Origin of the sequence: Clostridium sp. YIM B02500 (assembly GCF_022324665.1) — a bacterium.
Taxonomy (GTDB): domain Bacteria; phylum Bacillota; class Clostridia; order Clostridiales; family Clostridiaceae; genus Clostridium; species Clostridium beijerinckii.
Window position 1 is genome coordinate 226937 of record NZ_JAKGTE010000001.1, and the last position, 19508, is coordinate 246444.

Annotated in this window: 16 protein-coding genes and 1 riboswitch; of the genes, 4 read left to right on the forward strand and 12 right to left on the reverse strand. The window is 29.5% G+C overall.

Annotation, left to right across the window (positions count from 1 at the left end):
- Nucleotides 1-224: 224 nt before the first annotated feature.
- Nucleotides 225-395, reverse strand: a riboswitch (Lysine riboswitch).
- 178 nt (nucleotides 396-573) lie between these two features.
- The gene (locus tag L1S46_RS00785; protein ID WP_012060941.1) at nucleotides 574-1248 is read right to left on the reverse strand and encodes a hydrolase; all 675 of its coding nucleotides are present in this window, start codon (nucleotides 1246-1248) and stop codon (nucleotides 574-576) included.
- Between the two features lie 847 nt (nucleotides 1249-2095).
- Between L1S46_RS00785 and L1S46_RS00790 the strand changes: the two genes are divergently transcribed.
- Complete coding sequence (locus tag L1S46_RS00790) at nucleotides 2096-3091, forward strand: DUF1700 domain-containing protein (RefSeq protein ID WP_238898850.1); 996 nt, start codon at nucleotides 2096-2098, stop codon at nucleotides 3089-3091.
- Nucleotides 3088-4014: a DUF4097 family beta strand repeat-containing protein gene (locus tag L1S46_RS00795; protein ID WP_012060943.1), complete on the forward strand. Its 927-nt coding sequence runs from the start codon at nucleotides 3088-3090 to the stop codon at nucleotides 4012-4014. Before L1S46_RS00790 ends, L1S46_RS00795 begins: the two co-directional genes overlap by 4 nt.
- Nucleotides 4015-4074: 60 nt before the next feature.
- On the opposite strand, the gene L1S46_RS00800 is transcribed toward L1S46_RS00795, so the two are convergent.
- Nucleotides 4075-5337, reverse strand: coding sequence for a methyl-accepting chemotaxis protein (locus L1S46_RS00800; protein WP_012060944.1), 1263 nt, complete (start codon nucleotides 5335-5337; stop codon nucleotides 4075-4077).
- Between the two features lie 684 nt (nucleotides 5338-6021).
- Here L1S46_RS00800 and L1S46_RS00805 point away from each other — a divergent pair.
- Nucleotides 6022-7212, forward strand: coding sequence for a pyridoxal phosphate-dependent aminotransferase (locus tag L1S46_RS00805; RefSeq protein WP_161222767.1), 1191 nt, complete (start codon nucleotides 6022-6024; stop codon nucleotides 7210-7212).
- A 95-nt stretch (nucleotides 7213-7307) separates the two neighbouring features.
- Here the strand turns inward: L1S46_RS00805 and L1S46_RS00810 are convergent, their stop codons facing one another.
- Nucleotides 7308-7832, reverse strand: coding sequence for a putative ABC transporter permease (locus L1S46_RS00810; protein ID WP_236895858.1), 525 nt, complete (start codon nucleotides 7830-7832; stop codon nucleotides 7308-7310).
- 299 nt (nucleotides 7833-8131) lie between these two features.
- Here L1S46_RS00810 and L1S46_RS00815 point away from each other — a divergent pair, with 299 nt between their 5' ends.
- Nucleotides 8132-9343, forward strand: coding sequence for a DHHA1 domain-containing protein (locus L1S46_RS00815; protein WP_236895856.1), 1212 nt, complete (start codon nucleotides 8132-8134; stop codon nucleotides 9341-9343).
- Nucleotides 9344-9803: 460 nt separating this feature from the next.
- On the opposite strand, the gene L1S46_RS00820 is transcribed toward L1S46_RS00815, so the two are convergent.
- The 9 genes from L1S46_RS00820 to L1S46_RS00860 all read right to left on the reverse strand — a co-directional run bounded on the left by L1S46_RS00820 (nucleotide 9804) and on the right by L1S46_RS00860 (nucleotide 19505).
- The gene (locus tag L1S46_RS00820; protein WP_023974380.1) at nucleotides 9804-10535 is read right to left on the reverse strand and encodes a GntR family transcriptional regulator; all 732 of its coding nucleotides are present in this window, start codon (nucleotides 10533-10535) and stop codon (nucleotides 9804-9806) included.
- A 178-nt stretch (nucleotides 10536-10713) separates the two neighbouring features.
- Nucleotides 10714-11589 (reverse strand): fructoselysine 6-kinase, encoded by an 876-nt coding sequence (locus tag L1S46_RS00825; protein ID WP_343217236.1) that lies wholly within the window; start codon nucleotides 11587-11589, stop codon nucleotides 10714-10716.
- Entirely contained in the window at nucleotides 11583-12551 is a 969-nt protein-coding gene (locus L1S46_RS00830; RefSeq protein ID WP_238898855.1) for an SIS domain-containing protein, read from the reverse strand. The genes L1S46_RS00825 and L1S46_RS00830 overlap by 7 nt, the downstream gene beginning before the upstream one ends.
- 499 nt (nucleotides 12552-13050) lie before the next feature.
- Nucleotides 13051-13884, reverse strand: coding sequence for a transporter substrate-binding domain-containing protein (locus L1S46_RS00835; protein ID WP_077829075.1), 834 nt, complete (start codon nucleotides 13882-13884; stop codon nucleotides 13051-13053).
- A gap of 324 nt (nucleotides 13885-14208) precedes the next feature.
- Nucleotides 14209-14415 carry a cation transporter gene (locus L1S46_RS00840; protein ID WP_012060953.1) on the reverse strand — a complete coding sequence of 69 codons (207 nt, stop codon included), beginning with the start codon at nucleotides 14413-14415 and terminating at the stop codon, nucleotides 14209-14211.
- Between the two features lie 149 nt (nucleotides 14416-14564).
- Nucleotides 14565-16994 carry a heavy metal translocating P-type ATPase gene (locus L1S46_RS00845; RefSeq protein WP_171787422.1) on the reverse strand — a complete coding sequence of 810 codons (2430 nt, stop codon included), beginning with the start codon at nucleotides 16992-16994 and terminating at the stop codon, nucleotides 14565-14567.
- Nucleotides 16995-17147: 153 nt separating this feature from the next.
- Complete coding sequence (locus L1S46_RS00850; RefSeq protein ID WP_012060955.1) at nucleotides 17148-17414, reverse strand: metal-sensing transcriptional repressor; 267 nt, start codon at nucleotides 17412-17414, stop codon at nucleotides 17148-17150.
- Between the two features lie 268 nt (nucleotides 17415-17682).
- A complete protein-coding gene (locus L1S46_RS00855) occupies nucleotides 17683-18168 on the reverse strand; it encodes a PTS glucose transporter subunit IIA (RefSeq protein ID WP_023976999.1) in 486 nt (161 codons plus the stop codon).
- Between the two features lie 8 nt (nucleotides 18169-18176).
- The gene (locus L1S46_RS00860; protein WP_171787421.1) at nucleotides 18177-19505 is read right to left on the reverse strand and encodes a 6-phospho-alpha-glucosidase; all 1329 of its coding nucleotides are present in this window, start codon (nucleotides 19503-19505) and stop codon (nucleotides 18177-18179) included.
- Nucleotides 19506-19508 lie beyond the last annotated feature (3 nt).

Here is a 19508-nt window from a genome sequence, read left to right on the forward strand (position 1 = left end):
TGCATTAACTCCGGATTATTGCTGTTGTATTAACTAATAATTATAATAAAAAACAAACGCCACAGAGTATATCTGTGACGAGTGGTAGATCTTTACGCTAAATTTATGCACAATATTTTCATTAATTATCAATTCTTCGCAAAAGATTAATAAATGAATTTGAACGTCTATACTAACAAAATCATTATTATTCTTTTCAAACTGTTAATTTATAACTGAAAAAAGTACCTTGTAGCTCAACACTCTTCGTGACAGTTATTCACATATTCTATGAATACCCAGAAAAAGATTATCGCATAATAATCTATTTTCTTCGGCTGTAATACCTTTTAGTATAAATCAACGTTTGCCAACTCCTCATACCTACTATTTATTGCAGCACCTCTACCCCAGGTCATGTTATATATTATATTATTAGAATTCATTAATATTTTAATATTAATGACATTATAAATCATTATCTGCACAATATCATTTTATTAAACTGTTACAAATATGATACCATAAATTAAACTTAAAGCAATACTTTTTTAACTTTAAATTAATGGTATAAAACCCAAGCTTATTAAGTTCCTATTCTTTCCTATACTCATCCATAAGATCTCCCATAATACTTGCTGATGTTGGTGGTGTAAAAGTTATAGCATTTGCTCCAGCTTGAATTGTCTCTTTAATTGACTCTTCAGTTGGTCCTCCAGTTGCTATTATCGGAAACTCTGGAAATCTCTTTCTGATATTTCTGACTATATTAGCGGTATTTCTTCCACCTGAAACATTAAGTATTGTAGCTCCAGCTTCAATCCTTTTAGCAATATCTTCATCTTCAGAAATGACCGTTACTATTACTGGTATATCTATTGTTGACCTAATCTTATTAACAATTTCATTACTCGTAGGTGCATTTACAACAACTCCCATAGCACCTTTGAATTCTGCATCCATAGCTAAATTCACAACTCTTTTTCCTTGTGTTATTCCTCCGCCTACGCCACAAAAAACCGGAACATCAGCGGCCATAACAAGTGCCTGTGTTATTACAGGCTGTGGCGTAAATGGATATACCGCAATAATTGCATCAGCATTGCTATTTCTTATTAATGCTACATCTGTACTAAATAGCAATGATTTTATTCTCTTCCCAAAAATTTTAATTCCACCACAATTTCTTATAACTGCCGGAACCTCAATTACATGATTCCTAAGCGTACCCTTTATTTGAGGAACATATTTAACATCTTTATTGGTCATAATTTTTATCCCCTCCCCATTAACTATCGGTTAGATTTTTATAATAAATTTCTCTAGTTATACATTTTTCTTTTATTGTCTTTATAGTTATACTTTCCTATAAATTAAACCTCTATTAAAAATTTTCTAAATTAAAATTATCTTTCGCATATATACTTATAATTATAATATTTTTAAAATAAATCACTTATCTTCATACAATATGTTAAATTCCATTAATTACTATTTATATTATACTACTTTCTCGTATTTCTTAAAGTTAAATTTTATTTATCCACAATATCCACAGTTTTTATCCACAAATATGTGCATATTGTTTATAAATACATATCATTAAATTTCTCAACGAAAAATTGTCAGGAAAGACTTTCTACAAATTTCTCTCTCTATAATCAATTATCTCCACATTTATTGAAATCAAGTCCATAATTAATTTTAAAACATTCATAAAGAACTAATTGAATATCATATTTGACAATTAAGTTATCCACAGATTTTATACTATTATCAACAGTATAAACAAGCCTTGTATTTACAAGGCTAAGCCTTAGTTTTATTTTATATCATTTAAGTTTGTCCACAAGTTTATTCACAAAACTTCTTGTTGAAGCGTATAATTACAAAATTCGATTTTATAATTAATCATATTTATGTGGATAATAATAGCACTACCAATAAAATACTATGGGCATACTTAAGAATTTCTTAATACTTTGTTAATTTCTAAGTTACAACACCTTAATAAAACATTAAAGTATAAAGTAATATCTTGTGGTCTTTTCATTCCTATCATATACTTTTAATCAGGAAATATATTCTGAAGTTAGGTAAAAGGAGATTTATTGCAATGACCCAAAATGAATTTTTTAACATTTTAATGGATGGTTTAAAAGACTTTCCTGAAATAAAGCTGCAAGATATTATTTCTTATTATGAAAATTACTTTAAAACTAGATTAACTGTTGGAAGAACAGAAGACGATATAGTAAAGGAATTAGGTGATCCTAATTTAATAGTTAATAAACTTAGAAATGAACATTTGCATATTACCATTACCTTAGATAATTTAACTAATAATGCTAGCACTGAAACTAGCGACGAGATTTCTAACATAGATGCCACTGATGTTAGCACTGATAATAAACATATCAATGCATGTCACAATTTTAAAACTAATAAAAAGTTCAGTAATATCTATTCAGAAAACAAGAATGATTTAAAAACTGATTCCAACTTTAATGATTTTAAGTCTAATAATTCTTATGCTTCAAATGATTGTTTTTATGACCTTCATAATGAAAATATATCACTTGATATTCAAAAAAGCAATTATAAATGTGCTGAATTAAAAGAATCAAAATATAATATCAATAATGAGAATAACTTTAAACGCAGTAATCATATTTCCTTCATCTCAGAATTTAATTTTAATATGCGTCAAATAATGAGTATTTTTAATAATAAATCTAAAAATAAGATTTCTAACTTCAACATAAATATTATCTTAAAATTTTTTATTGTAATCTTATCTTTAGTAATATTCTTTCCAGTTATAACTGGTGTTATTGGCTGCTTTATCGGACTCTTGGGAATAGCAATAAGTATTTTTATCGCTAGTATTGGAGTACTAATTGGTGGAACTTTTACAAACTTTTTTACGCTACCTAATATTCCAGCATTTGTCTCGAATTTTCCATACCCGGTAATAGTACTATTTTCTTTAGGTTCACTCTCATTATCACTGCTTTTAATGATTATATTTTTCTATCTCTGCAAATTTCTCATATTAATTTTGGCTAAAACATATAAGTTCTTAAAGTTTAAAGGTGGGGAGTCGCTATGAAAAAGAAATTCATTTCTTCTAATATGAAGATATTTATGTTAATACTATTACTTCTATCCATTACATTTTATACTTCTGGATGCATTGCTCTAGTTCAAAGTGGCTACAAACTTTCTAACTACGCCGATGAACTTCATCTAAGCCCCAGTGCCTTGGAACATAATTTGAATTTTAACAATTTCAACTTGGATTTTAATACTTCATATCTGTCTAAAGATTATGTCCTAAATGATAATGTCAATGAGATTGACTTCAGCTTAAACTCGCAAGATATTAAAGTCGTTGATTATGATGGTGATGATTTAAAAATTCAAATCAAAAGCAACAATAATATTTCTAATGACTTGTATGAAATTCAAAGTGGTAATAGATTAGCTTTCAACGCTAGATATGATACTCCCAGTGACGCAAGTATTTCAGTAAGTATACCTTATAATTTTAAAGATAAGAGCACTTTAAAAATAACCACAAGCAGCGGCGATATAAATATTTCTAGCTTATCATTAAATACACTTAATCTTTCATCTACTAGTGGATCTATAGCTCTTTCAGATTCATTTTTAAATTATTTAGACTTAAATAGTTCCAACGGAAATATAACCTTTGATAATATAGAAACATCAACTGAAACCAAACTATCTTCTTCTTCTGGTGATATTATTGGAAATGGTAACTTAGGAAGTATAAATGGAAATACTTTATCTGGAGATATCAATTTGAGAATAATTGATTCCTTGAACAATATGTCTTTAAGCTCTCATTCTGGATCCATACACTTATCTATACCAGAAGGCTCAGGCTATAAAATAAACTACGAAACGAAATCTGGAAGCTTAAATTCTCCTAACGATAAATTATCTTCCGGCGATGAAAGTTCTCTTATAAATATTACTACTGAAAGTGGAAATCTTAATATAAAGTAAAATTTTAATGCACAATGACAATCTTATACTAATTGTTCATTGTGCATTATGTTATATATCCTATAGTTTAAACTTTGAAATAATACTGCTTAGTTCTTCTGCCTTAATAGCTTCCTTACTTATTGTTTCAACTACTTGTTTCATAGCAGTTGATGTATCATCTATTCCCTGTTGTATGCTATGTGTACTACCGGAAACCTCCTCAGAATTTTTTGCAGTATTTGATATAGCTGCACTAACCTGTTCAATTGATACATTTACATGTTCAGACATCTCAGCTATTTTTTTAGACATTGCACTTACAAACTCACCATCTTTAGTATATTGTAAAGCGATACTTCCGTATCCTTCTAAATCTTCTTTTACATTAGTTTTAATGAAACCAATTATTTCTTTACTATTCTCTGAAAGATTATTAAATGCTTTTTCTACTCTTTCTATAGTATTTTGTATAGTAATTACAGATGATGCTGACTCCTCTGCAAGCTTTCTCACTTCCTCCGCAACAACTGCAAACCCCTTACCTGATTCACCCGCTCTAGCAGCCTCGATTGCTGCATTCAATGCTAACAAATTAGTTTGCTCTGCTATACTAGCTATTGAGTCCGCCATTACTTTTATCTCTTCTACTACCTTTGATTCTTCTATTGCTTTCTTTATATGTTCTTCCTTTTGGTTATATACAAGTGCTGTACTTTCAATTGCTCTTCTGCTATTTTTTTCTACAGCCTTAGCTCTTTCCTTTATACCATTTGAATTATCATTACCTTTTTCCGCTTGTGCTTCTAATTCTTCCATATTGGCATTTACTTGTTGAATTGATGCATATACTTCTTCAACATTGCTACTATTATCTTGTGTTTTTGAATCGATTTTTTCAAACTCTAAATTTATATTTTCCAAACTAGTTGATATTTCTTGAACAACCGCAGATGCTTCTTCACTTAAAGCGGACACATTTGTTGCGTTATCTGCACACACTTCTATCATATGCCTTAAATTATCCTGAGCTTTATTTAAAGCTTGTCCTATAAATCCAAATTCATCTTTTCTTGTAATTGTAATATTAGTTGAAATATCATATTCGCTCATTCTTTCTGCTAACTTCTTTATTTCATGTAGTGGTGTAATTATTTTACCTAATGTTGTAACTACAAATACACCCCCTAATATAACGGCAATTCCTACAGCTATAGCCGTAAGTGTCGTACTAGTTTTTATCCCTATTCCTATCCCAATTCCAACTAATGCCATTATGAAATATCCAGAGAAAATTTTCACTCCAACAGACTGTAATAAACTAATTTTTTTGTCTTCGTTCATTTAAAACACCCCTTCTTTCTACTTTGTCATCTAATTAATACTTATACTTAATTTTATTAAAATCATATATACTTTGATTTTTAACGACTATAATTACCTAATATCTAAAAGCTTCTCTGACATGATTAGCATTATTAGATAATTAATATAGTGTTATATTAATCTATAATAACTATTATCCACTGAAACCGTTCTACCATATCTCAATACCTAATGTAAAATTTCTACTTTTTTGTACACATATTAGCATATCATGCGATTTTTTTATTTTCAACCACATTGATTAAAGTTTCACGTTATTTTAAGCTTCACTAAACTTAATTTAATATTGGAACATATAATATAATTTCTAAGCGCTCACTAAGATACATATTATATTTTAGAAATAAATTTATACATATTGTAATTCACAATGCACATTTCACAATTCACAATTTTGGGTAAAACCTTTTTAATATTTTTAGAATTATGATGAAGGTTTATTTTTGCAATATATACATAAATCTTACAAGTTGAGTTCCAAATTAAAACTAAAATTATGTAAATTTAATTGTAATATATTCCTAAATAAATCACTGTGTTATTAATTATTATTACAAAATGTGATAAACTATATATATCAATCAAATTGAATGTACTTTCAAAAATTAGAATAAAATTTAAATATAAATCGGGGGGCTAGAAATGATATCAAATAAAATGAAATCTCTTGTTGCAAATAATTCCATTATAAGAGCTATGTTTGAAGAAGGAAAAAGATTATCAGAAATATATGGAGAAGAAAATGTTTTCGATTATAGTATAGGGAATCCAAATGTTGAACCTCCAAGTAAAGTAAAGGAAGTTATCTTTGAAATCTTGAATGAAGAAACACCAAATTTAGTACATGGTTATATGAACAATTCTGGCTATGATGATGTTAGAACAAATATAAGTAATTTTATAAACAGAAAACATAATTTAACACTTTCTAAAGATAATATTGTTATGACTTGTGGGGCTGCAGGCGGATTAAATATAATCCTAAAATCTATATTAAATCCAGATGACGAAGTTATTACTTTTTCTCCTTACTTTGGAGAATACGGGAACTATGTAAAAAATTTTGATGGTAAACTAGTAACTTGTCCTACTAATACTGAAACTTTTGAGCCTGACTTAAAGGCTTTAAGTGAGGTTATTACTCCTAGAACAAAAGCTTTAATAATAAACAACCCAAATAATCCTACCGGTGTTATTTACTCAGAGAAAATAATAAAAGACTTAGCAACGTTACTTAATAATAAGCAAGAAGAATTTAATACATCAATATATTTGATCTCTGATGAACCATACAGAGAAATTGTTTATGATGATATTGAAGTCCCTTGTATTTTAAAATATTATGATAATACTTTCATTGGGTACTCTTATAGTAAATCTTTATCTTTGCCTGGTGAACGTATTGGTTATGTAGTTGCCAACTCATCTATGGCTGATTTTACAGATATGATGGCTTCACTAAATATTGCAACTAGAATTTTAGGATTTGTAAATGCTCCATCTTTATTCCAGAGGGTAATTGCAAAATCCTTAGATGCTGAAGTGGATGTAAATATTTATAAGAAAAATCGTGATCTTTTATATAATCATTTGATATCTCTTGGTTTCACTTGTGTTAAACCACAAGGTGCATTTTACTTATTTCCAAAATCACCAATCGATGATGATAAAAAGTTCTGCGAAGATGCAAAACAATTTAATTTATTACTTGTTCCAGGCTCTTCGTTTGGATGCCCTGGACACGTAAGATTAGCTTACTGCACTTCATATGAGAAAATAGAAAAATCTTTGCCCGCTTTTGATAAGTTAGCTTCTCTATATAATTTAAAATAATAAATTATATAATTTAGGTAGATATAAATATTACTCAAATAATATTTATATCTATTTTTTATAAAAATATGATTTCTATTATTTTTTCAATAAAATTACTGTATCATTCTAAGCTTCTCATATTCTAATTTCTTTACAGTTATATATAGGTCTATTAATAATATAGAGCCTCCTAAAACTACAAAGATATTAATAATTTTCATATTCTCCATATATAACTCATATAAACTGGGTTGCAAATAATAAAGACCAATAAGGCTAAGCACCATCCAATATATAGAGAATCTAAGAGTGACAAATCCATGAATATTATACCTAAATTCAGAATAATCCCAGTATACTTTGTTAAAAGAGTGCTTAAGTATATACCCACTTATATATTCTACTGTCGTTGGTATTAAGAAACATAATAATATTAATGGAATTCCAGAAATCTCTAACAGTTCATTGCATATTATGAGAAACATAACTGCCATTCCGTACATCGGCTTAAATGGTCCTATTAAGAAACCATCTTCTTGAAACTTTCTTGTAGTTGAAAAGCTATAACCTTCCTCTAATATCCACCCTATAAATGAATAAAATATAAAATTAAATACCAGATAAAACACTACATTCATATTAATCACCTCTTCTAAATATCAATGCATAAAAGATACATATCTTTTTGTACACCTAAAGTACTAATATTATTTGTAGGGCTTAACTCTTTTATCCCGTAAAAAACTTCTACTATAGGGTAATAATAATTTTTAAGGAAATTTTGTACCTATTTCTTGATTCTTAAAAATGCAATATTAATGAACTATCTGCTATAATGATATTATTGAACTTTTCTTAGACTCAGGTTAAACAAACTATAAAAATTATTTATAGCTGAGCCTTAGATATTATTATATTTTAGGAGGCTAATTTACATATGGAAAAATTATATTATGATAATCGATACCTTAAAGAATTTACTGCTGAAATTGTTGATATAAAAGAAATTGATAATAAATTTCATGTCATATTGGATAAAACAGCATTTTTCCCAGGAGGTGGCGGACAAAGCTGTGATATTGGAACTCTAGAAGATCAAAAAGTTATTGATGTATACGAAAAAGAGGAAATTGTTTATCATGTGGTTGAAAAGAAACCACTCAAGATACATAAGGTTAAATGTTCAATTGATTGGGATAGAAGACAAGACGGTATGCATCAGCATTTAGGTCAACATGTTTTATCAGGATCTTTCTTCAACCTTTTTAACGCTAATACTTTTGCTATTCACCTAGGTTCTGATATAAGCACAGTAGATATTTATGGTGTCTTAACTGAAGAACAAGTTAGAGACGCAGAAAGACTTGCTAATAAAGTTATAGGGGATGCCTTACCTGTAGAATCTTTTGTTCCAACTAAAGCCGAACTTAAAAAGTTATCTCTTAGACGTGCTCTTCCAAATACTGAAGAGGATATTAGAATCGTAAAAATAGGAGATTTTGATATTAATGCTTGCTGCGGACTCCACCCTACATCTACTCTTGACTTAAGACTTATTAAAATAAAAAAATTCGAGAAACATAAAGAGGGAACAAGAATAGAATTTCTAGCTGGCGAACGTGCTATTTCTGATTCATTTAAGAAAGATGAATTTCAAACTTCTATATGCAGATATTTAAGTTGTAATGAAAATGAAGCTATAAATGGTATAAAGAACTTAAATCAAAATCTTCGTGAAGCTAATGAAACAAATAAAAATCTTAACATTCTACTAGCTAAATATCAAGTTAAGGAAATTCTTGAAAATGCAGCTAAAATAAATAATGTTAAAGTAATTAAACAAATATTTGATGGTGAAAACCTAAAGTATGTGAATAACCTTACTTCTAAGCTTATCGAAAATGAGAACACAATAGCTCTAATGGCAGTAAAATCTGATGAAAAAGTAAATCTATTATTTGCTTGTTCTAAAGACATTAAAGATATCAAAATGAATGAACTTTTAAAAGATGCTATATCTCTTATTGATGGAAAAGGCGGCGGAAGTCCTTTCCAAGCTCAAGGAGCAGGAAAAAATAATTCAAATTTAGAAAGTGCAATGGACTATGCATTTAATAAAGTATCTCAAATTATAAGTGTTGCGAACTAGGTGAAATATAAAAGCACTTACAATATGAGGAAATTTTAAGTTTACTGCTAAACCTTCGGAAGGGAATATGCGTTTGTTTCGGTCCTTTGAAGATTTTGCTTAAGTGTTCTAAGAGCACAATCCACCATATTGATTTCTAATTATTTCGCGCCTAGATATCTAACCCAAACCCAAACATATAATTTTAATTGTAGTATATACCAGAAAGAAAGGTCATACTTTTATGGAAGTGTTGCATTGAGCATTTAGCTGTAGATATTTCCTTAGTAGAAGTTGTTCCATTTTTGCTTGTCACGAGCTTGCCTCGGGAGCATGCAGGAATGGTGCAATTTTTGCTATTGGAAATTCACAGCTAAATACTCCAGCAACCTGGAACAAATGCATGACCTTTCTTTCGGTTTTTATATATAACTTTAGGTATCTAGTACTTCTCAATATTTTACATTTAAGAATTTATATACTATGATATTACGAATTTATATCTTTCGCCTATAACGTACTGTTTTCCTATATGTACCGGTCTATTCTTATCATCATAAATAACAGTCTTTATATAAAACAAAGGTTCACCCTTTTGCACCATCAATAGCGCAGCCTCTTCATCCATAGCTTTTGCAATTTCTATTGTGGTATGATCATTTCCTGAGTTAGGCGAATCAGATGGATTTATATCATATTTATCTCTTAATAATTCATATAGTGAACCACTTAAATCTTCTGTTAGTAAAAAATTAAACCTTTTAAAAGAAAAATAATTATTTTCTAGCATTAATGGATCTCCACCTGCAAATCTAACTCTTTGAATATATATTAACTTATCATCATCATCTAGTTCTAGAGCTTTCTTGTCTTCTATTTTGGGCTCCATTACCTCTCTTTTAATGATTTCATTAGTTACTTTTAAGCCACTGGCCTCACAGGCAGCAGTAAAACTAGATAAATATTCAATTTTCCTCTGAACTTTTGGCTTACTTACAAATGTTCCTTTTCCTTGTTTTTTTATAATAAAACCTGACTCAACTAATTCATTTATAGCTGCACGTACTGTTATCCTACTAACATTATATTTTTCACTTAACTCAACTTCTGTTGGAATCTTATCTCCATATTTTAATTCTCCGCTCGTTATTGAATTACGTATAATATCCGCTAATTGTTGATATAAAGGAATAATATTATCTTGTATTAGCATATAAAGACTCCTTTTAAACATCTATAATATTAACTATATACTATCACAACATTTTTGAAACTTCAATTAATCTATTGTTGTGATAATATCAATTCTTTGATTTATTACAGTAATCTTAAAATAGCTGTTTGATATTGCTCATTAAATAATAACTATTCAACAGCCACTATACTTTTAATTAATATTTTTTACCATATCCAAATGAGCCTTCTACTAGACATGTTTTAGCTGAAAATATAGCACCTTCATTTAGACTTTCTTTAATTATATTTTCCCTATCCAATTCATTTTCTTTAATTTTGCTTATGTAATTTATCAAGAATGCTGTTATGAATGAATCTCCTGCTCCCATTGTATCTACAGCTTCAACAAGCTCTGGCTCTTGTGAATAAAACTTAGTTCCATCATATAATAATGCACCTTTTTCTCCCATAGTAACTACTACTATTTCACTTCCAAGCTTATGAGCTTTCATCACTAAATTAAGCATTTCATCGGTCTTTAAATGGCTACATGAGAAGAAACTAAAATCTACTTTAGGCGCAATTCTTTCGACTTCTTCAATTGTAAAATCATCAGAGAAATCAAAAGATATTGGAATGCTTAATGCTCTTATTTTATCAAGCTCTGGTTCCGTATATCCGTATAAACCTGCATGTAGTAAATCAAAAGTTTTAATGTATTCTAAATCATCTTGCGTAAGATTTAATCCATTTTCTCTTAAAACTCCACCTTCATTGCTTCCAAGAAAAACTCTATCACCATCTTCTAAAGTTACTCTTGCGCATCCATTTTCTCCATTAAAATGTCTGCACTTTGAAATATCTAAGCCAAGTTCATGAATTGTATTTTGAACATGATCTGCTTCAGCATCTGATCCAAATGCACCTAAAAATGCTGAATTTATTCCTATTTTTTTTGCATAAGCTGCAAAATTCAATGCATTTCCACCTGGATACATTGTTCTAATATGCTCATATTTATCTACAACGTTATCTCCTAACCCAATAACTTTTACCATAATATCTTCTCCTACACTTAAATATTTTAATATTCAACTTTTCCCATATATCTTCTGGTATCTAAATCATGGTTTCTAAGTTTTGCTAATTCTTCCCTATACACACATAAGATGCTATAGAATACTATAGGATTAAAGAATTCAACTACTGAACTATCAATTACACTAATTCCAAGTTCTTTGCAATCAACAACTTCAACTTTTGCACCATATTTATTTAGGAATTTAAGTGCTCTTTCATCTAATTCTCTAGTTCTACCTTCATTCATTAATAATAAATATAGTGTTTCCTTATCAGTTACTTCAAATGGTCCATGGAAGTACTCACCTGAGTGCACTGCTGATGCGTTCATCCATTGCATTTCCATTAGTGAACATATTGAGAATCCATAGGCATGACCATATGATGCTCCGCTTCCTAATACATATGTTATTGGCTCATCTTTATATTTTTCTGCATATTTCTTTGCTCTTTCTGCAACTAAACCTTGGCCTCTTTTTACAACATCATTTACAATCTTTAAACCTTCCATAAATTTATTATATCCTTCATAAACTTCTGTTTGATTTAATATTTCGACTGCTATATTTAGAATTATTGCCATTGGATTGTCTTCTACGCTTGTATCATTTCCCCATTCGTAAAGGATATTGTAATCTGCATACTTAATTAAATCTGCATCTTTATTATGTGTTAATGTTATAGTCGCTGCCCCTTTCTCTCTAGCTACTTTAGCTGCTTCGACTGTTTCAGGAGTATTTCCACCGTGTGAGCATACTATTACTACCGAACTTTTTCCTAATGATTTTGGTGTTGCATGTACAAATTCATTACTTGTATATGATAAAGCCCTTAATTCTCTTGCTTCACTTTGTAAAAAATATTGTGATGCATACATATCTACTAAAGACCCTCCACATGCTACTAAAAACACTTCCTTTATTCCATCTTCCTTACTTGATCTAATTTTCCCTACGATTTCCCTAGTATTCATTGTTATTCCTCCTATATATTTATAATCTAATTCTACGAATTTATATTTTTTACATTGGCAAATGCTTAAGATCATTAACCCAAATAGTAACGTATAAGCATATAGCATTTTTACTTTTTTAATAAGTACATTACTTACTGCAACTAATAAGCGATTTATCTCTTTTTACCTTGCGTAACTGTATCATAATAACGTTACTACTAATCTTGGAATAAATATTTTTCTTAATCGAACTTGTTGATACGTATTATAACGTATTGTATAATGTTATGCAACTTATTTTAAACTTAAATAGTAAGTATATCTTTTCTGATTAAACAGTGTAATTTGCTAGAAATATTATTCGCCAATTATTTGAGTATATTATATAGATACTTTTTCTCGAACCTGATTGACCTATTACAAAAACATCTCCCTTTAAAATATAAAATTATTGATGTAAGGTATCAGTAACTTCCTTACATCAATAATTATGTAAATGATCAAACTTTATTCGAACCTAATCCATTAATTTATTTGCCTCTACAACAAATTCATCAATTTTTCCTTCATCCTTTAATCTTTTTATTGTTTTATTGATTTCTGTCTGCAATTCAGTAGAACCTTTCCTCATTGCTATCGCTGCTCCATCTTCTTGCGCCGCAATAGTTACTGAAGTCAATTCTATATCATTGTTTTTCTCACAATTAAACTTAGCCACTGGTGAGTCAAGTAATATCGCATCAACTTTTTTATTCTTTAAATCAAGTACTAAGTCAGTAGCTTTTCCTAATCCTTTCACTTCCGCACTTGGTAAGTTATCTTTTACTAAGCCTTCTTGAACTGATCCCTTTTGAACCCCAATTTTCTTATTTTTCAAATCATCCATTGATTTTACTGAATCTGCTTCACCTTTTCTTACTATAAATATATTTTTCTCTTTATTGTATATATCTGAAAAATCAGCATTTTCTCTTCTTTCATCAGTTGGATTCATTGCAGCAAATACTAAATCGGACTTTCCTGCCTGAAGCGATACAAGAAGTCCATCAAAATCCATATCCTTAATTTCAAGTTCTACACCTAAATCTTTAGCAACTTCTTTTGCAATACTTACGTCAATACCTACAATTTGATCCTTACCATCTATTTCTTTATGAAATTCATATGGTGGGTAATCAGCACTCGTTCCAACTACAATTTTGCCTTTTGATTTTATATCACTTAATGATGATGACTTAACATCTGAATTTTTGCCAGAACTATTAGTGTTACTACTACATCCTATAATTCCAAACGCTATACTGCTAATTGCCACAAATACTATTAACTTTTTTAATAAAAATTTTTTCATATATTGTCCCCCTTTAAATTTTATCGAAGTATTATTCTTTAGTATTTTTCTACTAATTGAATAATATTGCTATAAGATAAAAATGTCAATACATTATAATAATGTTTTAATACGTATTAATAAGTAGTAGTATTTTATATGCATATTATTTTTTTCTATAACTGTTAAACAGATAGCTCAAATTAATAAAAATAAATAGTTAACAACACGGAAAATAAATCCTTGTTGTTAACTATCTATAAAAATTGTTTAATCTATTCTTTAAATTCATTAAATTTAGAAATTTTACGTTTAACCAGATTTTTTGAAAGAATATTATTTGTCTTATTCTTCTATTTTAACTACATCATAGCCTTCTTCTTCAATAGCTTCTTTTATTTCTTCATTACTATTTTCAGTTTCAACTGTTGCACAATTGTCCTTAAGACTAACTTCAACTGAAGTTACCTTATCCAAATTTTCTAGTGCTTCCTTTACATGAGCAACACAATGTTCACAACTCATTCCTTCAATTAATATTTTCTTTTTCATATCTATTACCTCCCGTTTATTAATGATTAAAATTTAGAAATCAAAATATAGATATTTGAAATACTTTTCTTCAAGCATCTAGATGTAATTATCTACTACCTAAGAAATGTCCTAATATTCTATTTTTGCTTATCATCATATCTTATTGATTAGGCTTTAAAATTTTTAAGTCTTAATGCATTTGTAAGTACTGAAACAGAACTTAAGCTCATTGCTGCAGCTGCTATCATAGGATTTAACAATGGACCTCCAAAAACATGAAGTATTCCCATAGCAACTGGTATTCCTAGTACATTATATCCAAATGCCCAGAATAAATTTTGTTTTATATTTTTAATGGTTGCTTTACTTAGTTTTATTGCTGTTATAACATCCATCAAATCGCTTTTCATAAGAACTATATCTGCTGATTCTATTGCAACATCAGTACCTGATCCTATTGCAATTCCAACATTAGATTGAGCTAATGCTGGTGCATCATTTATTCCATCCCCAACCATAGCTACCTTCATGTTCTCTCCTTGAAGCTTTTTGACTTCATTAGCCTTGTCTTCAGGCAATACTTCAGCTAGCACTATATCAATTCCAACTTGTTTTGCTATTGCATCTGCAGTTTTTTTGTTATCTCCAGTAATCATAGCTACCTTTATTCCCATGTTATGAAGAGCTTCTATAGCTTTTTTGCTACTTGGCTTAACAGTATCTGCAACAGCTACTATTCCACTTAAAGTATTATCAACTGCTACATACATAGGAGTCTTACCTTCAGCTGCTAATCTATCACTTTCATCCGCGAACATAGCAATATCAATATTTTTTTCTATCATTAATTTTTTATTTCCAAGTAAAATATTTTTTTCTTCTATCTTAACTTCTATTCCATGTCCTGGAATTGCATTGAATTGTTGAATTTCTTTAAGTTCCAAGTTTTTATCATTCGCTTCTTTAACTATTGCTTCTCCTAACGGATGCTCTGAACCTTTTTCGCTACTTGCAGCTAAAATTAATATCTCATCCTCCGAAATTCCATTTGTTATTATATCTGTAACCACTGGTTTTCCTTCTGTTATAGTCCCAGTTTTATCAAATACTATAGTTTTTATACTATGAGTAGTTTCTAACGCTTCACCGCCTTTAATTAACACACCATTCTCTGCGCCTTTACCTGTTCCAACCATTATTGCAGTTGGAGTTGCAAGGCCTAATGCGCATGGGCAGGCTATAACTAGTACTGCAATAAATATTGTTAGAGAGAATATTGTTGTTTCTCCTGAAATTAACCATCCTATTGAAGCTATTATTGCTAGCATTATAACTATTGGCACAAAATATGCTGATATAACATCTGCAAGTTTAGCTATTGGAGCTTTAGATCCTTGTGCTTCTTCAACTAACCTAACTATTTGTGCAAGTGCAGTATCTTTTCCAACCTTAGTTGCTTTATACTTTATAAAGCCAGTTTTATTGATACTTGCTCCAATTACGCTGCTTCCTACTATCTTTTCTACAGGAATACTTTCCCCTGTAAGCATTGACTCATCAATAGATGTACTACCATCAATAATTTCTCCATCTACAGGTACCTTTTCACCTGGTTTAACTAAGACTATATCACCGACAATTACTTCTTCTATAGGTATTGTAATTTCAGCATTATTTCTTATTATTGTTGCAGTTTTAGGTGCTAACCCCATTAGTGCTTTAATAGCTTGTGATGTTCTTCCTTTTGAAACTGCCTCCAGATATTTTCCAAGTGTTATTAAAGTTAAAATGACTGCTGCTGACTCAAAATATAAGTGCATAGCATATTCAGTTTCGCCTGTTTGTATTTTATAAATTCCAAATACTCCATATAAAACTGCTGCTAAAGTACTTATAGCTATCAACGAATCCATATTAGGACTTAGTTTAAATAAATTCTTTATTCCAATTAGATAGAACTTATATCCAGCTATCATTACAGGTATTGTTAATACTAATTGAATCACAGCAAAATTCAATGGATTCATCATAGAATCAATAATATATGGAAGAGGCATACCTAACATATGTCCCATAGTTATTACTAAAAGCGGAATTGCAAATATTAGAGATATAATAAATCTCCTTAATAACAATTGACTTGCCTCTAGTTTTTTCTTTTCTTCAACTTGCTCTTCTTCCTTAATTAGCTTATACCCTGCTTTATCTACAGCAGCTTTAATTTCACTATATCCAATTTCATCTTCATCTATATTTATAGTCAACTTCTCTGTTGCTAAATTAACAACAGAATCTTGAACCCCCTTAAGCTTTTTAGTAACTCTCTCTACTCTACTTGCACAAGCCGAGCATGTCATTCCTTCAACTTTAAAAGTATAAGTCTTCATATTCTTCTTAACACCGTAACCGGCTTTAACTACGGTTGCTTCTATATTTTCATTATTAAGTTTGTTTTCATCAAACTCTACGTTCAGCGTTTCTGTTGCAAAGTTAACATTTGCGCTATTTACGCCTTCTAACTTTTTAACAAATCTTTCAACTCTATTTGCACATGCTGAGCATGTCATTCCTTCAATTTTAAATGCTTTTTTATTCATACTTCACCTCTTTACTTATTTAGCATATACTTTAAAAATTTACATTAAGCTAATTTTAACTTCACTAAGCAATTTACAACTTTTCTCTATATTTAATTAATGCAATAATGCTTTTATATTTTATTTCATATTGTCATTTCTTAATAATCGGTTCTATTTTGAAAGTAACTTTTCTAAAACTTTATTAAATTCTTCTATTTTCTCATCTGGATTATTGTTATAGCAAGCCTCTTTTACACAATGACGTAAATGGCCTTGCAAAATCATTAAATCTGCTTTTTTTATTAAAGATTGAACTGCCATCAATTGATTTGCAACATCTATGCAATATCTATCATCTTCAATCATTTTTATTATTCCTTCTATTTGACCCTTCGCTGTTTTTAAAGATTGTAATGCTTTTTTTCTTTCCTCGCTCATTTCTTCCTCCCCTCCCCCTGTGTAGGGGGGTCTTATTAATTTCATTATATATTAATAAATTATTTTGTCAATATCATTTCTAATATATTCTTACGATTATCTCACTCTTCTATCTATTCTTATACTCACCTTGAATACTCATTTTTTTATTCTAGGCACTTAACTCCACTTTCCCCTAATGCCGTGATAATATAAAATGCTGGCTTTAACGTAGAATTTGCTAAAAAAATAAGCTCCATATAACAATGAAGCTTATTTCTATAAATATCTATTTATATTCAATTATAGGGCTTTCTTTAACTTTCATAATTTCTCCGATATGAAAATTTAGAATTTCATGGCCATTTAAATTTGGAATAATAAGCATTGTTATATCTTCTATTCCTTTTTCTTTTAGGAGTTCTTTATCGAATTCTAAAAGTAACTCGCCTTTTTTCACGTATTTTTCTTCTTCACAATACAAATTAAAGCCTTCACCTTTCAAATTTACAGTGTCAAGTCCCACGTGAATTAGAATTTCTACTCCATCCTCTGTTCTTATTCCTATTGCATGCTTGCTTTCCTTCATTATTGTAACAATAGTCCCATCACATGGTGAAAATATTTTATTAATACTTGGTTTAATAGCAATACCTTCGCCCATCATTTTCTGAGAAAACACTTCATCTTTAACTTCACTTATATCTACGCTAACTCCATCTGTAAAAGCATATAATAATTTATTTTTGTTTCTTTTTAATATATTTTTAAACATTCTCTATCCTACTTCAATTCTGGCCAATATTCTTTATTAGCTTTAATCATATCATCTAAAATCTGTTTTGCTACAAATGCAGATGGAATTGTTTTGTTCATAGTAAATGCCATAAGTGCTTTTTCATATGAACCTTCAATAGCAGCCTCAACTACAAGTTTTTCTGATGCTTCTTGTTGTTCAATTATTCCTTTATAGAAAGTTGGTATTTCTCCTACACGTACTGGTTCTGGTCCATCTTTAGTTATATATGCAGGTACTTCTACCATAGCATCGTCAGGTAAATTTTTTATTGCCCCATTATTTTCTACCATAACTAGGTGTCTCTTTCTTAAATCAAAAGCTAAGCTCATAGCAACTTCAACAATAAATTCTCCATGCACTCCAGTAAAGAATTGTGTAAGATCAATTTCTCCTGTAGCATTATATTGGTCTACAGCATCAAATATCTTCTTCTCTCTTCCTTCCATTACTTCATTAGCTCTAGTATGATTTTTATCTGCTTCCTTTACAATTCTATCTCCTAAAAGATAATATTGCATATACGTATTTGGAAGATATTTAGGGAACATTTGCATTATATGTTTAGCATTATCAAATGTATGAAGCCATGATGCATCATTATGTCTTACTTCACTTCTTGAATCCGGTGGAATATAACCATGTTCCTTTACATATGCTTTTAACTCCTCAGTTTTATCTTCACCACTAACTCTAATTTTTGTAAACCACCCAAAGTGATTTAATCCAAAATAATCTGCTTCTATATCATGTCTATCACAATCTAAGATATTAGCCATATTTCTCATAATTGCAACTGGCATATCACATATATTTAAAATCCTTGCATTTGGTCTTAACTTATACATAGCTTTTGCTACAATAGCTGCTGGATTAGAATAATTAACAATCCAATAATTTTTATTTGCATATTTTTCACAAAAATCTATCATTTCAACCATAGGATATATTGTTCTTAATCCATATGCTAAGCCTCCAGGACCACATGTTTCTTGACCAACCACATCATATTTTAGTGGAATTTTTTCGTCTTGTTCTCTCATCTTATATAATCCAACACGCATTTGAGCAAAAACAAAATCTGCATCTTTAAATCCTTCTTCTGGATCAGTTGTAAGAACAAGCTTTACATCTGGATCAAACATTTCTACTACTTTCTTTACTATCACTCCTACTTTATTTTGACGTTCCGCATTTATATCATATAATCTTAATTCTGATATTTTAAAATCCTCTTTCTTTGAAAGTAAACTCTTTACGATCCCTGGTGTATATGTGCTTCCTCCGCCTACTATTACTAATTTAAATTTTTTCATTTT

Excerpts from the sequence above, each read along its gene's own strand:
- L1S46_RS00815 (WP_236895856.1), top strand. The coding sequence starts at position 8,132 with ATGGAAAAATTATATTATGATAATCGATACCTTAAAGAATTTACTGCT.
- L1S46_RS00795 (WP_012060943.1), top strand. The coding sequence starts at position 3,088 with ATGAAAAAGAAATTCATTTCTTCTAATATGAAGATATTTATGTTAATA.
- L1S46_RS00840 (WP_012060953.1), bottom strand. The coding sequence starts at position 14,415 with ATGAAAAAGAAAATATTAATTGAAGGAATGAGTTGTGAACATTGTGTT.
- L1S46_RS00820 (WP_023974380.1), bottom strand. The coding sequence starts at position 10,535 with ATGCTAATACAAGATAATATTATTCCTTTATATCAACAATTAGCGGAT.
- L1S46_RS00855 (WP_023976999.1), bottom strand. The coding sequence starts at position 18,168 with ATGTTTAAAAATATATTAAAAAGAAACAAAAATAAATTATTATATGCT.
- L1S46_RS00785 (WP_012060941.1), bottom strand. The coding sequence starts at position 1,248 with ATGACCAATAAAGATGTTAAATATGTTCCTCAAATAAAGGGTACGCTT.
- L1S46_RS00850 (WP_012060955.1), bottom strand. The coding sequence starts at position 17,414 with ATGAGCGAGGAAAGAAAAAAAGCATTACAATCTTTAAAAACAGCGAAG.
- L1S46_RS00860 (WP_171787421.1), bottom strand. The coding sequence starts at position 19,505 with ATGAAAAAATTTAAATTAGTAATAGTAGGCGGAGGAAGCACATATACA.
- L1S46_RS00790 (WP_238898850.1), top strand. The coding sequence starts at position 2,096 with ATGACCCAAAATGAATTTTTTAACATTTTAATGGATGGTTTAAAAGAC.
- L1S46_RS00830 (WP_238898855.1), bottom strand. The coding sequence starts at position 12,551 with ATGAATACTAGGGAAATCGTAGGGAAAATTAGATCAAGTAAGGAAGAT.
- L1S46_RS00805 (WP_161222767.1), top strand. The coding sequence starts at position 6,022 with ATGATATCAAATAAAATGAAATCTCTTGTTGCAAATAATTCCATTATA.
- L1S46_RS00835 (WP_077829075.1), bottom strand. The coding sequence starts at position 13,884 with ATGAAAAAATTTTTATTAAAAAAGTTAATAGTATTTGTGGCAATTAGC.
- L1S46_RS00800 (WP_012060944.1), bottom strand. The coding sequence starts at position 5,337 with ATGAACGAAGACAAAAAAATTAGTTTATTACAGTCTGTTGGAGTGAAA.
- L1S46_RS00810 (WP_236895858.1), bottom strand. The coding sequence starts at position 7,832 with ATGAATGTAGTGTTTTATCTGGTATTTAATTTTATATTTTATTCATTT.
- L1S46_RS00845 (WP_171787422.1), bottom strand. The coding sequence starts at position 16,994 with ATGAATAAAAAAGCATTTAAAATTGAAGGAATGACATGCTCAGCATGT.